This is a genomic window from Pseudoteredinibacter isoporae (assembly GCF_040372805.1).
Taxonomy (GTDB): Bacteria; Pseudomonadota; Gammaproteobacteria; order Pseudomonadales; family Cellvibrionaceae; genus Pseudoteredinibacter; species Pseudoteredinibacter isoporae_A.
Genome location: NZ_BAABWJ010000006.1, coordinates 35786 through 52183 on the forward strand (window position 1 = coordinate 35786; position 16398 = coordinate 52183).

The following is a 16398-nucleotide window of genomic DNA, read 5'->3' on the forward strand; positions in this document are numbered from 1 at the left end:
CGTTTAAGAGATTGGGTCAACCCACCGCGCAACGAATGCAATAGGCGGTATAGGGAACGATATTCAAACGTTCGATGGCAATGTCTTCACCACAGCGCTCACAGTGGCCATAGCTCCCAGCTTCGATTCGGCGCAACGATTGTTTGATTTGCGCCAGCTCATTGCTGACTTCACAACCAATCGCCTCTAATACCTCATCGTTTTCTCGCTCTACGGCTTGCTCTGCGAAGTCCGCAGACAGAGGGTCATTCCGGTGGCTGACATGCTCTTCCACTCTGGCTAAACGGCCTTCCAATTCTGCCTGCCGGGCCAGTAGCTGATCTCGAATTTGCTCTAGAGACATAATCTCAATCCTCGGCTGCCTTGTTTCAATATTCATGAAAACAAGACTAAAGCATAGCAAAGATCGAGATTTTGATATAAATCAGAAAGACAGGCGCCAATGGCAGGCGCCCGGAAAACTTACTTGGTGAGGAATTTGATGCCTTCGTCCAGGCCTTCCAAAGTCAGTGGGTACATATGGCCATCAACCAGATCCTTGATCATATCGATGGTCTGAGTGTACCGCCAATATTTCTTCGCCGTGGGATTCAACCAAATCACCTTGTCGAAAGTTTCCGTAAGACGGTTCATCCACACATAGCCCGCCTCTTCGTTCATGTACTCAACACTGCCGTACTGGCTGGTCACTTCATAAGGCGCCATAGATGCATCACCAATAAAAATGACCTTATAGTCGCTGCTGTAGGTGTGCAGAACATCAAACAAAGACGTTGTTTCCGAATTGCGGCGCATATTATCTTTCCATACCGCATCGTAGATGAAGTTGTGGAAGTAGAAATACTCCATGTGCTTGAATTCAGTCTTACAGGCCGAGAACAGTTCTTCGCACAAACGAACATAGGGATCCATTGAACCGCCCACATCGAAGAACAGCAAAACCTTCACAGCGTTGTGGCGTTCCGGCACCATTTTGATGTCGAGAAGGCCCGCATTGCGAGCAGTTGAGCGAATGGTATCGTCTAGATCAAGCTCATCTTCGGCGCCCTGACGAGCAAACTTACGCAGTTTGCGCAGAGCCATCTTGATGTTACGCGTGCCGAGTTCTACTTCATCGTCCAGGTTTTTAAACTCGCGTTTTTCCCAAACCTTGGTTGCGCGCTTATTGCGGCTTTCGCCTCCCACCCGAATACCTTCGGGGTTATACCCACTGTGGCCAAAAGGTGAGGTACCGCCGGTTCCAATCCATTTATTTCCGCCTTCATGGCGTTTTTTCTGTTCTTCAAGGCGCTTTTTAAATTCTTCAATAAGCTTTTCAAGACCACCGAGAGATTCGATTTGGGCTTTCTCTTCCTCGGAAAGGTTTTTAATGAATTCCGAACGTAACCAATCTTCCGGGATCAGAGCTTCAATAATATCGTCAAGGCCATCCAGGTCTTTAAAGTACGCCCCGAAAGCTCGATCAAACTTATCAAAGTGTTTTTCGTCTTTAATCAGACAAGTGCGCGACAGGAGATAGAAATCGTCGATGCTACCAAAGGCCAGATGTTTTTCCATCGCCTCCAGCAGAACCAATAATTCCTTAATCGAGACTGGCACATTGGCATTGCGCAAGCCATAAAAAAAGTTAACCAGCATGCATGCAACCTTTTGGCATTAATGTTTGGCGTTGTTCGTGAAAAAGCCGCTATTAGCGGCTCTCACGGCGCACCATAAAGGCCAGGCGTTCCAACATGTGGACATCCTGCTCGTTCTTAAGCAAGGCACCATACAATGGCGGAATGGCTTTGCTGGCATCGCGGTTTTTCAACACTTCATCAGGGATATCATCGGCCAACAACAGTTTCAACCAATCAATCAGCTCTGACGTCGAAGGTTTTTTCTTCAAACCTGGCACTTTGCGCACATCGAAGAAAATATCCAGCGCTTCGTTCACAAGATCGCTTTTGATACTTGGATAGTGAACATCAATGATTTGCATCATCGTATCGCGATCCGGGAAATTGATGTAGTGGAAGAAACAGCGACGCAGGAATGCATCGGGAAGCTCTTTTTCATTGTTACTGGTAATAATTACGATCGGGCGCTTTTTCGCCTTAATGGTTTCACCAGTTTCATAGACGAAGAATTCCATTTTATCGATCTCAACCAGCAAATCGTTCGGGAATTCAATATCCGCCTTATCGATTTCATCGATCAGCAATACAACTTGCTCATCTGCTTCGAAGGCTTCCCAGAGTTTCCCCTTTTTGATGTAGTTCTTAATGTCGTGGACTTTGTCATCACCCAACTGTGAATCACGCAAACGGGAAACCGCATCGTATTCATACAAGCCCTGCTGGGCTTTCGTGGTCGACTTGATATGCCACTGAATCAGGCGCATGCCCAAAGACCCGGCAACCTCTTCCGCCAACATGGTTTTGCCGGTACCCGGCTCACCCTTGATCAGGAGCGGGCGCTCCAGGGTCACTGCCGCATTGACTGCCATGCGTAAATCATCGGTGGCAACGTATTTATCGGTACCTGTAAAACTCATACTTTCACTCCCAAGGGGCATAACTGTGTCGATTCATTGCTGGCAGATACTAACACAGGCTATAAAAGCCCCGCAGTGGCAAAAAACATCATGGCTTTGGTGAAAAGCGCCAAGGCAGAATCGCCCATAAATCAGGGAGTAGAAGGAAAAATGCCATAAAACACGCCGATATCGCAGAAAGGTGCGAAACTCGGAAGACGCCTAAATCAACAAAAATAGAGATTAACGTGAAGAGTAAGCTGTAAATCGATGTCGTTTATTGGGAATGTAGAGGGGCATGGCCCGGAGCGACCATGTTAACGCAGCCTGAAAAGGATCTATTGCCTAGGGGCAGAAGATCTCTTTCAACACCCCAATCACTTTCAGTGCCTTTTCGCCTTCAAGGCGATAATAAATGGTCTGAGCCTCACGGCGAGTAGCCACAAGCTTGGCCTCTCTCAGCCACGCAAGGTGCTGAGAGAGCGCTGACTGGCTAATGTCGATGTGCGCGTTCAGTTCGCTCACCGACAATTCTTTATCCGCTAGAGTACACAAGATCAGCAAACGCTTTTCGTTCGCCAAGCTTTTTAAGAAAGACGATGCCTCACGGGCATTGTCCTGCATTGCTGAGAGATCCATCATATGTTCTATTCTTTTGTAATTGATGCTCTTACCGCTTTTTCAAAACCGGACTTCATCCCCATGGCTCGTCCCTGCTCTATGGCAAGCTCTGCGTCGACGCCATTACTGATCTGGTACAAAGACCACACCATACCAACACGATTTCCGGAGCGGCAGTGCAATAATACCTTTTCACCCTTGGCTGCTGCAAAAACTTGGGCAAACTTTTCCTGGGCCTCTGGAGATGCCAGCTCTCTGCCCAAGGGGATATTGACGTAATTCACTCCAAGTGCCGACAGGGCTTCCTGCTCCTGAATCAGACCTTCACTGGGCTTACGAAAATCAATAACGGTTGCAACGCCCTTGGCCGCAAAGCGTTTCAGTTGTTCACGGCTGGGTAAACCTCCCGCATAAATCGGCCCCAGTTGTTGAAAACCCGCGATGTCTGAAGGCTGCACAGCCGCTTGAAACACCGCTTCTTGCTCTGATGCCAACTTCTGACCTTGGCTCCCCCCGCAAGCGGCAAGCAGGACGGAAACCATACTGAGCACCACAACGGTCAACCGCCTAACGCTGACGACACCTGAAAATAACTGCGACATACCTAACAACATAACACTGCCCTCTCATCTGTTTACATAAGCCGACTCGGCCAAACAGCTTTATATTAGCAGAATCTAATTATATAAGTAGTATTTTTCCTAGAGTCAAATCCCAAAATGGCATGTGATACGTAGAAGGAGGGTTTATTCGGTGCCCTTACGGCTCATCAGCAAAACCTTACGCCCTTGCTGGAGAAGGCGCTGCTGGCCCTCCCGAATGGCTTTCGGAATAGTGTCATTCGGCGCGGGACATTCAAAGCCGGCATGACCATAAAACGCCTTCAGATGATCAAAGGGGTAACAGTAGACCGGCCGGTCGAAACTCGCGCCTAAAGCCTCGAGAAATCGTTTGCCCAATCCCTGGCCCTGTAATTCAGGCAACACACACATGGCTCGCAGGAATAACCAGTCCTCCTGATCAAAGGATTTCGGCATCAACTTTACGGCCGCAACAATATGTCCCTCTTGACGCAAACAATAGACCCGCTCACCACGGCCCGCTTTCGCCGGATACCGGCAACGCTTATAAAAGCGATTAACCAGAGGCAAGCTCAGCGTATCCATCAGAACACATTCAATGCTGTCACATTCCTTAAAGGTCATAAGATAACCCCCTGCGTTCAGTTCGCTTGACCAACATCAAAGGCATCAATATCGAGAGAATCAATATGGCGTGGGCGATGGTTACTGCGGCTGGCCAATACGTGCTCGCTGAATGCATCATAGGCCTGCAATAAGTCACGGGCGACTTGTTTTTCCTTAAGCTGCCATAGCAATAAGGCAATCGCCTGAGCAGAGCAAAAACCCTCAGCTTGTTGATTGCGGCGCAATTTAAATGTGTTTAACGGGAACGCATCATCGGCTTGCAACTCATAGCAGGGCAAATGCTGCAGCGTGTTCGATTGCCGATACATTTTCCGAGCTTGCTGCCAGCTGCCATCCAACAGGACAAACGAGCGCCCGGACAATTGAGTCTTCGTAAGCATGGGGTGCGCGCAGCCAGGCTCACCGCGATAAGTATCAGCCAGACGAGCGGGCCACAGGAGCACAGGCAAACAATCCTGAGTAGGCTCAATCAATCTATCGGAATGAAAGATCGCTTCCGTTCTTTGCCAAATCTGCATCGCACTGTTCGGTAGGGCCTTCCACAGCAAGAGCGCAGTATTACTGTCTTTTTTTAATTCTTCGCGGTGCGCAATGATGTTCAGCTTCAAATCACTGTTTAGTTTTGGCCAGCGCTCACAAAAGCAGGCCATTTTGCGCAAACGACAAAAGCGACAGCGCGATTCGTCTTCAGACAAGACCAGGGGTGCCTTTAAGGGACGGTCAAGCATTCCAACTAATCCTGCTCCCAGTATTTTTGCATTTCGTAAAACAGAAACGATGCGCTCCAGGTAACCAGCACCAGTCCGGTTAAGGATTCGATCCCCGTGAGATAACGCACCATTCCCCTGGGTTCAATATCACCAAAACCCAGGGTCGTATAACTCGTAAACGAAAAATACACGCAATCCATAAAGCTGTTATTGAAAGCGCCTTGGAAACTGCCCCAAGCTGGATCCTGGATCATCCAGTAGTAAACCGCGGCGAAGATCCAGATTTCTATGGCGTGCGCAACCAAGGCACCAAGAACCCCCATCGCAATTCGGTAACGATGGATAATGCGCAACATAGGCAGCAGTCGAGAGAGCGCCCTGAGAATTTCGTAGTGAATCATCACCACCAAGGCAACAGTCAAACAATTAACGGTAATAAACGATAGCAAGGCTCTGACTCACGTTAAGCAATCCTGCAAGTTTAGCAGATATTCCCCACCACTCAGAAATCAGAAGTGGTCCATTTCGAACCAAGAACGGAATGGCTTTTGCAAAACCACGTGGCGATAACGGGCACTGTGTATAAAATTGGGGTCCTGACTCATGGCTATTTCCATCTCAAAGACAGCCTCAGGAGACGATAAACCGCCTCTTTTCTCAAGTGTATAGTCAGAAAACACGCGAATTGCAGATTGCTGTCGACACTCAAACCCCGAGGCCTGCCACCAGCGATCAATATCCTGAATACTGCTTGGATTGCTGGGGGTTAACCCCCCGCGAGTCGCGCTGTGATCAGGACGCTCACCACGGTGCTCTTTTTCAACGGCCTTGAAATTTCCAAAAATCAAATTACGCAGCCGCTTTCCCGCCGGATTGTAATGACAAAAAGAAAGGTAGGCGCCCGGCTTTAGCCAGTCGTATAGCATTGAAAATAAGGGCTCGGGATGCTGCAGCCATTCAATTACTGCATGACATAGAATCAAGTCCTGACTCTCGGGAGCAATATGTTCAGACAATGACTGATAAGGCTGGGAGAACCATTGGGTATGTTTCTCGACGTAATCGGGCGATAACTGCTCACAGGCAGTCGTTCTCGCCTGTTCGCTCATCTTCTCAGAAACATCATTGTAGTTGAGGTGATGCCCTTGCCCTGCGAGTTCAACAACCCACTGACCCAGACCGGCACCGACATCGAGAATCTCTAAGGCCCTGACTGCCTCCGGCTTATCACCCGATGGATATAAACCGGGAATACATGTTTTTAAATCGCGGCGAATAATGGCGTGTCGAAGACGGCCCTTTTGAACCGCCCCCTGTTGGCCATGGCGACCGTATATTTTGCCGGAAAAATGTTCGACCAGATCGTCAAAATTACGGTCCCCTTCCACCTTCGACATAGGCCTCTCAACACCAAGCCACTACACACCACTGCGACGATATCAAGATAAAGCGATATCCACTTCTTCCGCCAACAATTGATCAACGAAAAATTCGGGCACTTCAAGCAATTCGGAGATTTCTTTCAGTTTGATAATTTCCGCCGCTTTGGCGTGACCTTCCGCTCGAGCCATCGTGCAAAGATCGCGCACCAATTGCATGCGTTTAGGAATGGAGTTTTGTTCAACCACCGCCGCAGCTCGCTTCGGCAAATCTTCCGCCAGGCGCTCCATGTTGAAACTCTCTTTGTATTTGTATTTCCCAAAGAACTCTTCAAACACGTTAATTTCCTGCTCAGAAATATCGCCATTGGCATTCGCTATTAACAATGTGCCAGCAAACAGGAAGTGGCGCATTGCAATCGCGGCATCCGCTTTAGACTCCAGATAACTGGGCTCCATCAATGCCATCAAACCTTCGACACCCAACTCCAGATCATTTTCACTGATACCACCCTCGTTCATCAGGCTGGAGTTATGGAACATTTGCAGCGCTTTCACACGCAGAGGGCTGAACGGATGGGTCATAAACCAATCCTGCACCGGCGCACCCGCACCGGGCGCTTGGTCTTCCAACTGCATTTCATCTACCTGGCTGAGAAAATCGGCCAAGTGAAACTGTACGACGGAACTGGTGACACCCGAAGCCAACTTAAACAGAGAGCGAGCAACCGCATCGAGACTTTGAGTACAGTAAGCCCCGGCACGGTCAGCGGAAATTTCAGCGTAGCGCGACCAGCTTGTCAGACTCAAGGCCAGATCAGGTGATGCCGGTTGTTGCCCTTTGAGAACATAACCAATGGGGATGTCGTGATGGCCATACACATGGTGCCCTAACTCATGTCCCATCACGAAACGCAATTCATCTTCGGCAAAGCCATCAAGCAAAGCCGAGGAGAACATGATAAACAGGCGGCCTTCTTCCGGCTTCACACAGGCGGCATTAAATTGCGGACTCGAATAGGCATAAAGCTCAACGGGAATGCTCACACCCAATCGCTCAATACACTCTTCAGCCATTTTATGCAGCCCCGGTGCCATCGCTTTACTCAGTCGAACGGAGGTTGCCAACAAGCGCCGGCGAGTACCTTGCGGCCCCTGGCCTTCTTTGCGGGCAATGTAGTCATTGACGGCACTGACGGTGGGATCTTTCAGCAACATTTCGCTGAGGCGGACATCCTGTTTGGAACGAAGCAGATCGGCATTCATGGAGGCACTCTCGTAGTAACGGGCGCCCTGCTACCGCAGGGCTGGACAAGTTCTTAGAGAGCTACTGTACGCTTGAATTTAAACGCATACAAGCCCTTGAAAACAAGGGCTTTTTTAACATCAGAGCGGGTAGTTTATTCAGTTTTCATTCAGCCCTGATCGGCATTTTTCTTACCACCCAGTTCACCCAGATCAGCATCCGCAACGGCTTCATCGGCCAAGTCCAGGCTTTCACTTAAATCGGCGGCGGCTTCTTCAGCGGGGTCGTCTTGGGCAACCCCATCCGCATCGTCCAATTCATCTTGCAATGCCGCGGCCCAATCTTCGTCGTCTTGAGAGCTCTGATTGCTTTGCTCCAATAAAGCATCGATTTCCTCATCAATGTTGGGAGCGGCTTTGGTCTCCGGCTCCGCCGGTGGTTCCTCAACAGCCTGATCCAGAACCGGAGGTTCTTCCACGGCCTGATCCAAAATCGGGGGCTCCAGACCTGCGTCCTCATCATCCATGTCATCCATCGCCAGAACATCATCGCCGATGTTTGCCTCATCGGGATCGCCCATGTCATTGTCCACACTGTCCGGCGCGACCGTTTTATCTTCGGCTGGTGCTTCTTGAACCTCAGGAACGTCTTCCGGGGCTGGCGGCGCCTCTTCGGCTTCTTCAACCGGAGACTCTTCGGCAGATGCCTCTTCTGTGACCACCGCTTCCTCGGGCTTCGGTGTGATGGCTTCTTTTACTTCCGCAATGGCTTCTTCCACGGGCAATTCAGAGTCATCCACAACAGCGTTTACATCGATGAACTCATCTTCATCCTCTTCGTCATCGTCCTCTTCGGTTTTTTCCATGATGAACACCCGATACCCGATGTAGATGAGCGCGATGACCAGCACATTTCCCAAAACCAATAAGCCGTAAAGCAACCAGTTATGGGACGACGCCTTCTCCGTCGGCGCCTCATCCAACGCTTCGCTGTCATCATTTGCCACTGCCGGCGCGGCCTTAGCAACCACCGGCTCATCGCTGATGACCAGAGAATCGCCATTCAACACCAAACTGAGTGGCGGCAAGTTATAACGCAAATGTTCTCCAGTGGCGTATTCTCCGCTTACCACCATTTCAAACTGGTATAAGCCGTCAGCCATTGTGGGTAAAAATAATTCCCAATTATTACGTTCACCGAGCTCCATCGTGAACGGGCGTTGATTCCCGTCTTGTTCAATCAAGTTCACTTCAACGGTGGTGGATTCCAAATTCAAGGCCTGGGTGGCCCCACTGACCGTTAACCAGTACCCCTGTTGACCGTCGTCACTTTCTCCTTCCATCAACTTAGCCTGGAAAGCCGCCTGGCTGTTAAAACGGTGACTGAAAGAACGCTGGAAACTCTTGCCGTCCACTTCCAGGCGCAATACGTACTGGCCCTGCGCATCCAAGTCTTCGAGCTGATGCTGAAACACACCTTGTTCAGGTGTTGGGTCTCCGGCACCGTAGAGTTTGTAATTCCATTGTTTGCGTCCTTCTCCCTGCTGAATCAGTTGGGCGTTAATGTCCAGCAAAGAAAGAAATTCCGGATCGCTGATCGTGTTGCCTTCCTGGCGAAGACTGAACAATAAATCGATCACTTCACCCGGGCTGATATTATTCGGTAAAGGCTTAACTTTAAGGCTTAAATCGCTCACGACGGTAATACGGCTGTTGTCGGCCACGTTGGCATTGACCTGCCATTCACCTTCGAATGGATGCTGCACCGTTACCAGATCATAACCGTCGCCGGCAAACCAATTTACTGAACTGTCCAGGCGTTTTTCGTTGTAGCGGCTGCCATCAGGTGCAATCAATGTTGTCGCCTGCTTGGGTTCGGCTGAAAAAATCAACGCGGTAAATTCTTCTACCGAAGAATCCACCAAAAAACTCTCACCATCGAACGGCAACTGTTCCGCCGGTGCAGCCTTGTCAAACGCCTGTAAAAACGCCTGCATAAGTTGATCAGCACTGTGCGCTACCGCGCTGTGACCGTCCGTTTCGCGGGACAATTGTTGCAGAAGCTCGAGATCGGCTTTGTCAGACAAAGCAATGGTGTGAATACTGTAGCCAGCCAGGCGCAGACGGGGCAATAGATCATTGGCGATGCGTTGCCATTCCAGCTGATTCGTGTCCGGGTTTTTGGCGATGTCGACCATGCCATCGGTGAGTAAAATCAAGTGTCGGTCGAAACTACCCGGGTCCTGTTCCCGGTCATAGCTTGCCTTTTCTAAGGCCAAGCCGATATTAGTGAACAATCCTGTCGAATTGATTTCCTGCGCTTTATCACTGGCGGTTTCTTTCCAGCTATCACCGACAAGCTGATGGGGAACCAGCATATTGACGTACCGACCAAAGCTCCAAACCCCCGCTTTGCTCCCCTCCGGCAAGAGCTTGACCAACAGATCAATGGCGGGCTGTCGCAGATTCGCGGGATCATTGCTTTTCATGCTGCCAGATACATCAATCAAGAGGCGCACATCAGCCGCTTTTTCGCTAGCCAGGGCGCTGGAAGGTGATGAATCTCCAGCCGCCACGGCTGGCGTCACCTTCTCCGGTGGGGCTTCTCCGCTTGTGAGTGAGCCAGGCTGGCTGCCTTCATCCGACTGCGCGTAAGCAGACGAAGCAAACCCCAGAAGCAAGGCCAACCACAACCGTAGTGGCAAACTGGATTTCTGTAATCGACGATACTGCGGCATTCTGCCCTCCCATCACTGTATCAGCAGCGAATCCTGTCGCCGCCCACCAAACTGAACCTCCATCAAGCCCTGAAGAGACACAGAGCTCGGTCCATACGGCTTAGTTATCGGCCAAAGGGAAGAGATATTTACTGAAGCGTAGCCAGAGATAGAACGCTTTGCAGCCAAGGAGTGCGGAAACCCGCCAAAAGGAAGTTAACGACCGGTGCAGGAGATCAGAATTCGACTTGCGGAAAATCAATGATCCGACAAAGATGCGGCGGCCAGCCCAGAGCTCACTCGGGCTGGCGATGGCTCTCAGCCAGGAGTTCTGCTCGATCGGCTTCCAGAGCCGCTTGGGCCTGCTTTTCCCGTCGACGACGCAAAAATAAGAGATCGATCAGGACATACAGCAACAAACACACGCCCAAGGTGCTGAGCAATGGAATGCCAGCCCGAAAGAAATCCCCCTCTTCCGTAAACAAAGGGTCCAGCACCGCCACAAACAGGGCCGGTGACATCAGCATTTCACCACTTTGAGTAGCGTGAGGGGTGAGCAGCAACACCGCCGCAATAATCCGCAGACCATTTCGCACATAGCGATTACCGATGCCACGGGTCACAAACCACCAGCCGAACAGAATAATGGCACTGCCGGCGAGATAGGCCATCCAGGCGTACTGATAATCTTCCTGGCTCATTTTTAACTCCTTGCACCGCCCGGCATCAACGACATGTATGGCAGTGATTTAGTGTACTCGCGTTTTGGGTAACAGGTTTTATTCAACCCAATAAATAATGTGTTCTTCCAGATCGTCATCCGACACTTCGGTTTCACTGATAACCCGACCAATCACAGATTGACCGGCATCGATGACTGACTGCCGATTGCCACTGACCAAAGGGTGCCAATGGGGCAGCGGCTCACCATCCGCCAACAAGCGATAAGCACAGTTACTGGGCAACCAGTGAAAATGTTCAACATCGGCGACACTGAGCTTAAGACATTCCGGAACGCGCTTTTTGCGATGTTTATAATCACTGCAACGGGCGCAATCGATGTCCAATAACTCACAGGCAACTTCGGTGTAATAACATGCTCCGGTATCTTCATCTTCAAGCTTGTGTAAACAGCATTGACCACAACCGTCACACAGAGACTCCCACTCCTGGGGCGTCATTTGCTCAAGTGTTTTTTCCTGCCAAAAGGCCATCAGAACAACTTGGAATTATGGTGATTCACTTCCTGCATATACGCCTCCTTTGGCGGAGGAAGTTGCAGGTAATAACCATGCTCTTCTATTGCATTTAATACTTTTTGGCTGTCTGCTTTCGCCAGCTTGCGCCCTTCGTCGAGCAACATCGTCATCGCCGATTGGGGCGTGCCAAACTTTTCCAGCAGGGCTTCGGGTACATCCACCAACCCTTTGGATTTATCGACATACAAATACAGCCCCTCTTCTTTGGGGCTGCGGAAAATTTCACAAATCAGCTTTTTCATTACTCAAAGCGCTCTTTAAATCGTACTTTTCTGGTCAACAAACTAACCAGAGATATTTCATAAACCGTCAGGGTTGTTATTGGACACGATCCCTAAACGATCGCAACAGCAACGGCAGGAATTCTTTCCCACGCCAACCTTGAAAACGACTGGACTGCAAAGGACTGTTGAACAACAGATAGCGAATTAATTCTTCCCATTCTTTTTTGTTGAAGAGTAACTCAGGCGCCAGCCCTATAGAGTCTGCCAATTGATGGCCGTGCTCTCGCAACATTTTCAATTGCTGCCCCTGCTCAACACTCAATGGCCTGGTCAGGGATTCCGGCCACTGATTGTTATCCTCCAATACCTGCTCAACAATCTGCACAATGGTTTCACCATCTTCGCGCAGCGTTCGACCCGGCAACCCTTCAATACGAGCGAGATCTTTCACACGTTTAGGTGGGCGTTTGGCGATGGTAAACAATTGAGGATCCTTGCACAGACGGTTACGGGGAATATCCCGCTCACGGGCCTGTTCTTCACGCCATACACACAGCGCCTGCAACACCCCCAAACTCCGCGATGATAATCGCCAGGCCGACTTCACTTTCAAATAAGCCATCATTGGGTCGAACTCGGCTTGGGCATTGTCCAGCAAACGCTGGCAATCTTCCTGTAGGTACCCCAAGCGCTGCTTTTCTTCTAACTGGGCGCTTAAGCGCTGATAAATGTCCAGCAGATACTCCACATCCAGCGCGGCGTAATGACACTGGGATTCACTGAGTGGTCGCTTTAACCAATCACTGCGGGTCTCGCCTTTTTCCAGTTCAAGATCCAGAAACTGCTGAACCAATTTGGCGTAGCTCAATGAAAAGCCGCAGGCCGCATAATTTGCCGCCATTTGAGTATCAAATAGCGGCTGAGGCACCACCCCCAGCCAATGCTGAAACACTTCCAAGTCTTCCGAGCAAGCGTGCAACACTTTAACTACGGCAGTGTTTCGCCACAGTTCGCGCAAAGGCTCAAGCTCCTGAGTATCAAATACCAAGGGGTCGATCAAAAAATTCTGTTCACCATCATTGATCTGCAGCAGCCCAATCTTGGGATAAAAAGTACTGCTGCGCATAAACTCAGTATCGACCGCAATCGCGGGCAAGTTTGAACAGCGCTCACAAAGTTCACTCAGCGCCTGGCTGTTGTCCAGCCATACGGTCTTAATCATTTCAGAAGTCACGCTTATAGCCCCTGTCGAGAATTAAAGGCATGGGCCAGGGTTCCGCCATCGATGTATTCCAGCTCGCCCCCCAACGGCACACCATGTGCGATACGGGAGACTTTAACCTCAAGGCGCTTAGCTTGTTCAGCCAGATAATGCGCCGTAGCCTCACCTTCAATGGTCGGGTTTGTCGCCAGAATAAGTTCGTCAATATCTTCGGTTTGCAAACGCTCAAGCAACACATCAATACCAATGTCTTCCGGGCCTATGCCATCGATAGGGGACAAATGCCCCAGCAAGACAAAATAACGGCCGGAGTAATTCCCGGCTTGTTCGATGGCCAAAACATCCGCCGGCGTTTCAACCACACACAGCAAACGACTGTCACGCTGACTGCTTGTGCAAGTCGCACAGATCTCCTGTTCTGTGAGCGTGCGGCACAACTGGCAGCGCCCAATGTGTTCGATCGCTTGCTGTAGACTGCCGGCAAGTTTTGCCGCGCCAGGTTTATCGCGTTCGAGTAAATGCAAGGCCATGCGCTGGGCAGATTTAGGCCCCACACCAGGCAAAATGCGCAGAGCGTTAATCAATTCATCAATTAAAGGGCTAAACATTCAGTGAGTGGCCTGATTAGAATGGCATTTTAAAATCGGGGGGAATGCCCATACCGGCGGTCATGCTGCCCATTTTTTCTCGATTGGCGTCTTCAACGCGACGCACCGCATCGTTCACTGCCGCAGCCAATAAATCTTCCAGAATTTCCTTATCTTCTTCCATCAAACTGGCGTCGATAGATACGCTTTTAACATCGTGTCGCCCAGTCATGATCACCTTAACCAAACCTGCCCCAGCCTCACCCTGCACTTCAGCATTGGCGAGTTCTTCCTGCATGTTTTGCATCTTGGCCTGCATTTCCTGGGCCTGCTTCATTAAATCCCCAAGACCTTTCATGGCTTTATCCTCAATACGTTCTCTTAAGCTTCACTTATTTGTTCACATCACAGATCGTGATTCAATTCCCTACGCCTTCAATGGGTCGGGCCCAAGTGGCATTACACTGTCGGGAATCAGTTTTGCATCGAATTCTTCAATCAATTGAATAATCGTCGGATCGGTTTCAATCGCGGCCAGGGCTTCAGCCTGACGTTGCGCTTTCAAGCGAGCAATAATGGCCGCTGGCGTCACGTCACCCGCATTGCCCTGCACAATTTGGACCTGGACACTGCGCCCGAAATAGTCACTGAAAATGTCCGCCATACGCTGTTGGTGAGCGGTATCATAAAGGTGGTTATTACGCTCATCGAGCACAAAGGCCAAGCCGTTTTCATCACGCTGAGCCAAGGCACAATTTGATGCCGTTGCCTGCAATACACCACTGAAATCCAGTTGGCGATACAAATCAAACCAGTTATCCGGATCAAGTGCTTCATAGGCAATGGGTTGCGCCGGTGCGATATGGATGGCCGCAGGTGCGTCTGCAGCAGCCGCTTCAGTCGTCGGATCGGTTTCCGGCTTCAAGGTATCAACCACTTCCTGAGCGAGCCCCCGGATATCCACCAATTCACTGTTGCTCAGCTCAGAGTCTGTCGGTTCTGGGTTATTGAGTTCTGGGTTATTGAGTTCTGGGTTATTGAGTTCAGGGCTATTGGGCTCAGAACTCATCACTGGAACAGCGGCAGGTTCTGACATCTGAGGAGCAGCTGGCTGACTCTCGGCAACGGGCTCAGGAATGGGTTCTGGACTTTGCTCTGGAGTCGACTCTGGAATCTGTTCAGCAACAGGTTCATTCGCTGGCGCGCTCTGGACAGGCATGGCCTGAGCAGGCATCGCAGCCTCAGGGGTCGACGGAACAGGAACCGGTTCAGGGCTTGAAACCGGCGCGACTGGATGGCTATCGACAGCGACAGCGCCTACCGTCTGTGCACTCTCTACCTGAGGAGACGGACTTATTGGCGGCGTTTCCACAACAGCAGCATTGGGAACATCAGAAGTCATGGCAGCAGGTGCTGGGGCCGCTGAAGCCCCCCCTGCGGGGCTTGAGGTAGCAGGCGCACTCGCCGCGACGGTCGGGCCGCTGTTCGCCAAAGGTTTATTCGGAACCTTGGGCACCCCTTGGGGCTTAAAGGCCAGCATACGCAACACGGCCATCTCAAAACCACCTCGAGGGTCGGGAGACAACGGCAGGTCACGACGAGCCAACAAGGCCGTCTGATAAAACAATTGAACGTCTTCAGCCGCCATCTGCTGGGCCAAGGCCAATACCTGGTCTCGATCACCCGCGCTATTGTCGACGGCATCAGGGACCGCCTGAGCAATCGCTACTCTATGCAAAAGGGCCAACAATTCGGCAAGCGCGGAATCATAGTCCGGTGCCTGTTCAGACATTTGAGCGACCACTTGCAGAACCTGGCTACCGTCGGCGGCAGCCAGGGCTTGGCAAATAGACACAATATGGGACTGATCTAAAGTGCCCAACATCGAGCGCACTTCGGCCTCGTGGACTTTACCACTGCCAAAGGCAATGGCCTGATCTGTCAGACTCAGGGCATCACGCATACTGCCATCCGCTGCACGGCCGAGCTGCCACAAAGCGGGTTCTTCAAACGGCACCATCTCCTTGTCGAGAATATACTGCAAATGCCCGACGATACGTTCCGGGTTCATATTCTTGAGATTGAACTGCAGGCAGCGAGACAAGACAGTCACCGGAAGTTTCTGGGGATCCGTCGTAGCCAACAGGAATTTCACATGGGGAGGAGGCTCTTCCAGGGTTTTCAGCAGCGCGTTAAAACTGCTGTTCGAGAGCATGTGCACCTCATCGATGAGATACACCTTGTAACGCCCACGCGTCGGGGCATATTGGACGTTGTCGAGTAATTCGCGGGTATCTTCAACCTTGGTTTTTGAAGCCGCATCCACTTCGATCAAATCAACAAAGCGACCTTCTGCAATTTCAACACAAGCGCCACATTGGCCACAGGGCTCAGAAGAGACCCCCTGCTCGCAGTTCAGACACTTGGCCAGGATACGAGCAATGGTGGTTTTACCGACGCCGCGGGTACCGGTAAACAGGTAGGCATGGTGAAGGCGGTTGTGGTCCAGAGCGTTGATCAGGGCCCGTAAAACATGCTCCTGCCCGACCATCTCGCGGAAAATACGTGGCCGCCATTTGCGGGCCAAAACCTGATAGCTCATCGCTGTTGTGTATTCCTATTTTACAATCCGGCCATTATATCCCAGACAGCCCGATAGCCACTACGGTTAGCAACAGCTTTATTACGCAGCATGTACATTTTTGCGGTTT

The 16398-nt window shown here is 50.7% G+C and carries 18 protein-coding genes; all 18 read right to left on the minus strand.

The features are described from left to right. Positions 1 to 16: 16 nt before the first annotated feature. The 18 genes from ABWW03_RS12850 to dnaX all read right to left on the minus strand — a co-directional run bounded on the left by ABWW03_RS12850 (position 17) and on the right by dnaX (position 16289). Positions 17 to 343 (minus strand): TraR/DksA family transcriptional regulator, encoded by a 327-nt coding sequence (locus tag ABWW03_RS12850; protein ID WP_353408735.1) that lies wholly within the window; start codon positions 341 to 343, stop codon positions 17 to 19. A 119-nt stretch (positions 344 to 462) separates the two neighbouring features. Next, positions 463 to 1638: a vWA domain-containing protein gene (locus tag ABWW03_RS12855; RefSeq protein ID WP_353408736.1), complete on the minus strand. Its 1176-nt coding sequence runs from the start codon at positions 1636 to 1638 to the stop codon at positions 463 to 465. Positions 1639 to 1690: 52 nt separating this feature from the next. Further along, the gene (locus tag ABWW03_RS12860) at positions 1691 to 2536 is read right to left on the minus strand and encodes an AAA family ATPase (protein ID WP_353408737.1); all 846 of its coding nucleotides are present in this window, start codon (positions 2534 to 2536) and stop codon (positions 1691 to 1693) included. 324 nt (positions 2537 to 2860) lie between these two features. Continuing rightward, the gene (locus ABWW03_RS12865) at positions 2861 to 3157 is read right to left on the minus strand and encodes an ArsR/SmtB family transcription factor (protein WP_208020257.1); all 297 of its coding nucleotides are present in this window, start codon (positions 3155 to 3157) and stop codon (positions 2861 to 2863) included. A gap of 5 nt (positions 3158 to 3162) precedes the next feature. Continuing rightward, positions 3163 to 3750 (minus strand): beta-lactamase hydrolase domain-containing protein, encoded by a 588-nt coding sequence (locus tag ABWW03_RS12870; RefSeq protein WP_353408738.1) that lies wholly within the window; start codon positions 3748 to 3750, stop codon positions 3163 to 3165. Positions 3751 to 3882: 132 nt separating this feature from the next. Beyond that, positions 3883 to 4341, minus strand: coding sequence for a GNAT family N-acetyltransferase (locus ABWW03_RS12875; protein ID WP_353408739.1), 459 nt, complete (start codon positions 4339 to 4341; stop codon positions 3883 to 3885). Between the two features lie 17 nt (positions 4342 to 4358). Beyond that, positions 4359 to 5072, minus strand: coding sequence for a tRNA-uridine aminocarboxypropyltransferase (locus ABWW03_RS12880; RefSeq protein WP_353408740.1), 714 nt, complete (start codon positions 5070 to 5072; stop codon positions 4359 to 4361). A 5-nt stretch (positions 5073 to 5077) separates the two neighbouring features. Then, positions 5078 to 5455, minus strand: a complete 378-nt coding sequence (locus ABWW03_RS12885; protein WP_353408741.1) for a potassium channel family protein — start codon at positions 5453 to 5455, stop codon at positions 5078 to 5080. Positions 5456 to 5563: 108 nt separating this feature from the next. Next, on the minus strand, positions 5564 to 6451 hold the full coding sequence (locus tag ABWW03_RS12890) for a methyltransferase domain-containing protein (protein WP_353408742.1): 888 nt from the start codon (positions 6449 to 6451) through the stop codon (positions 5564 to 5566). A 42-nt stretch (positions 6452 to 6493) separates the two neighbouring features. Further along, positions 6494 to 7699: a M48 family metallopeptidase gene (locus tag ABWW03_RS12895; RefSeq protein ID WP_353408743.1), complete on the minus strand. Its 1206-nt coding sequence runs from the start codon at positions 7697 to 7699 to the stop codon at positions 6494 to 6496. Between the two features lie 149 nt (positions 7700 to 7848). Beyond that, positions 7849 to 10416 (minus strand): VWA domain-containing protein, encoded by a 2568-nt coding sequence (locus tag ABWW03_RS12900; protein WP_353408744.1) that lies wholly within the window; start codon positions 10414 to 10416, stop codon positions 7849 to 7851. Positions 10417 to 10691: 275 nt separating this feature from the next. Further along, the gene (locus tag ABWW03_RS12905) at positions 10692 to 11096 is read right to left on the minus strand and encodes a hypothetical protein (protein WP_353408745.1); all 405 of its coding nucleotides are present in this window, start codon (positions 11094 to 11096) and stop codon (positions 10692 to 10694) included. 78 nt (positions 11097 to 11174) lie between these two features. Then, positions 11175 to 11609, minus strand: a complete 435-nt coding sequence (locus tag ABWW03_RS12910) for a YcgN family cysteine cluster protein (RefSeq protein ID WP_353408746.1) — start codon at positions 11607 to 11609, stop codon at positions 11175 to 11177. After that, positions 11609 to 11896, minus strand: coding sequence for a YcgL domain-containing protein (locus ABWW03_RS12915; protein ID WP_353408747.1), 288 nt, complete (start codon positions 11894 to 11896; stop codon positions 11609 to 11611). Before ABWW03_RS12915 ends, ABWW03_RS12910 begins: the two co-directional genes overlap by 1 nt. A 76-nt stretch (positions 11897 to 11972) precedes the next feature. After that, positions 11973 to 13112 carry a ribonuclease D gene (gene rnd / locus ABWW03_RS12920; RefSeq protein ID WP_353408748.1) on the minus strand — a complete coding sequence of 380 codons (1140 nt, stop codon included), beginning with the start codon at positions 13110 to 13112 and terminating at the stop codon, positions 11973 to 11975. Positions 13113 to 13114: 2 nt separating this feature from the next. After that, a complete protein-coding gene (gene recR / locus ABWW03_RS12925; protein WP_353408749.1) occupies positions 13115 to 13708 on the minus strand; it encodes a recombination mediator RecR in 594 nt (197 codons plus the stop codon). Between the two features lie 16 nt (positions 13709 to 13724). Then, positions 13725 to 14045, minus strand: coding sequence for a YbaB/EbfC family nucleoid-associated protein (locus ABWW03_RS12930; protein WP_353408750.1), 321 nt, complete (start codon positions 14043 to 14045; stop codon positions 13725 to 13727). Between the two features lie 69 nt (positions 14046 to 14114). Beyond that, a complete protein-coding gene (gene dnaX, locus ABWW03_RS12935) occupies positions 14115 to 16289 on the minus strand; it encodes a DNA polymerase III subunit gamma/tau (RefSeq protein ID WP_353408751.1) in 2175 nt (724 codons plus the stop codon). Positions 16290 to 16398 lie beyond the last annotated feature (109 nt).

Coding starts and splice junctions, on each gene's coding strand:
- ABWW03_RS12910 (WP_353408746.1), bottom strand. CDS start 11,609: ATGGCCTTTTGGCAGGAAAAAACACTTGAGCAAATGACGCCCCAGGAG.
- ABWW03_RS12895 (WP_353408743.1), bottom strand. CDS start 7,699: ATGAATGCCGATCTGCTTCGTTCCAAACAGGATGTCCGCCTCAGCGAA.
- dnaX (WP_353408751.1), bottom strand. CDS start 16,289: ATGAGCTATCAGGTTTTGGCCCGCAAATGGCGGCCACGTATTTTCCGC.
- ABWW03_RS12880 (WP_353408740.1), bottom strand. CDS start 5,072: ATGCTTGACCGTCCCTTAAAGGCACCCCTGGTCTTGTCTGAAGACGAA.
- ABWW03_RS12870 (WP_353408738.1), bottom strand. CDS start 3,750: ATGTTGTTAGGTATGTCGCAGTTATTTTCAGGTGTCGTCAGCGTTAGG.
- recR (WP_353408749.1), bottom strand. CDS start 13,708: ATGTTTAGCCCTTTAATTGATGAATTGATTAACGCTCTGCGCATTTTG.
- ABWW03_RS12915 (WP_353408747.1), bottom strand. CDS start 11,896: ATGAAAAAGCTGATTTGTGAAATTTTCCGCAGCCCCAAAGAAGAGGGG.
- ABWW03_RS12890 (WP_353408742.1), bottom strand. CDS start 6,451: ATGTCGAAGGTGGAAGGGGACCGTAATTTTGACGATCTGGTCGAACAT.
- ABWW03_RS12905 (WP_353408745.1), bottom strand. CDS start 11,096: ATGAGCCAGGAAGATTATCAGTACGCCTGGATGGCCTATCTCGCCGGC.
- ABWW03_RS12860 (WP_353408737.1), bottom strand. CDS start 2,536: ATGAGTTTTACAGGTACCGATAAATACGTTGCCACCGATGATTTACGC.
- ABWW03_RS12855 (WP_353408736.1), bottom strand. CDS start 1,638: ATGCTGGTTAACTTTTTTTATGGCTTGCGCAATGCCAATGTGCCAGTC.
- ABWW03_RS12850 (WP_353408735.1), bottom strand. CDS start 343: ATGTCTCTAGAGCAAATTCGAGATCAGCTACTGGCCCGGCAGGCAGAA.
- ABWW03_RS12875 (WP_353408739.1), bottom strand. CDS start 4,341: ATGACCTTTAAGGAATGTGACAGCATTGAATGTGTTCTGATGGATACG.
- ABWW03_RS12930 (WP_353408750.1), bottom strand. CDS start 14,045: ATGAAAGGTCTTGGGGATTTAATGAAGCAGGCCCAGGAAATGCAGGCC.
- ABWW03_RS12885 (WP_353408741.1), bottom strand. CDS start 5,455: ATGATTCACTACGAAATTCTCAGGGCGCTCTCTCGACTGCTGCCTATG.
- ABWW03_RS12900 (WP_353408744.1), bottom strand. CDS start 10,416: ATGCCGCAGTATCGTCGATTACAGAAATCCAGTTTGCCACTACGGTTG.
- ABWW03_RS12865 (WP_208020257.1), bottom strand. CDS start 3,157: ATGATGGATCTCTCAGCAATGCAGGACAATGCCCGTGAGGCATCGTCT.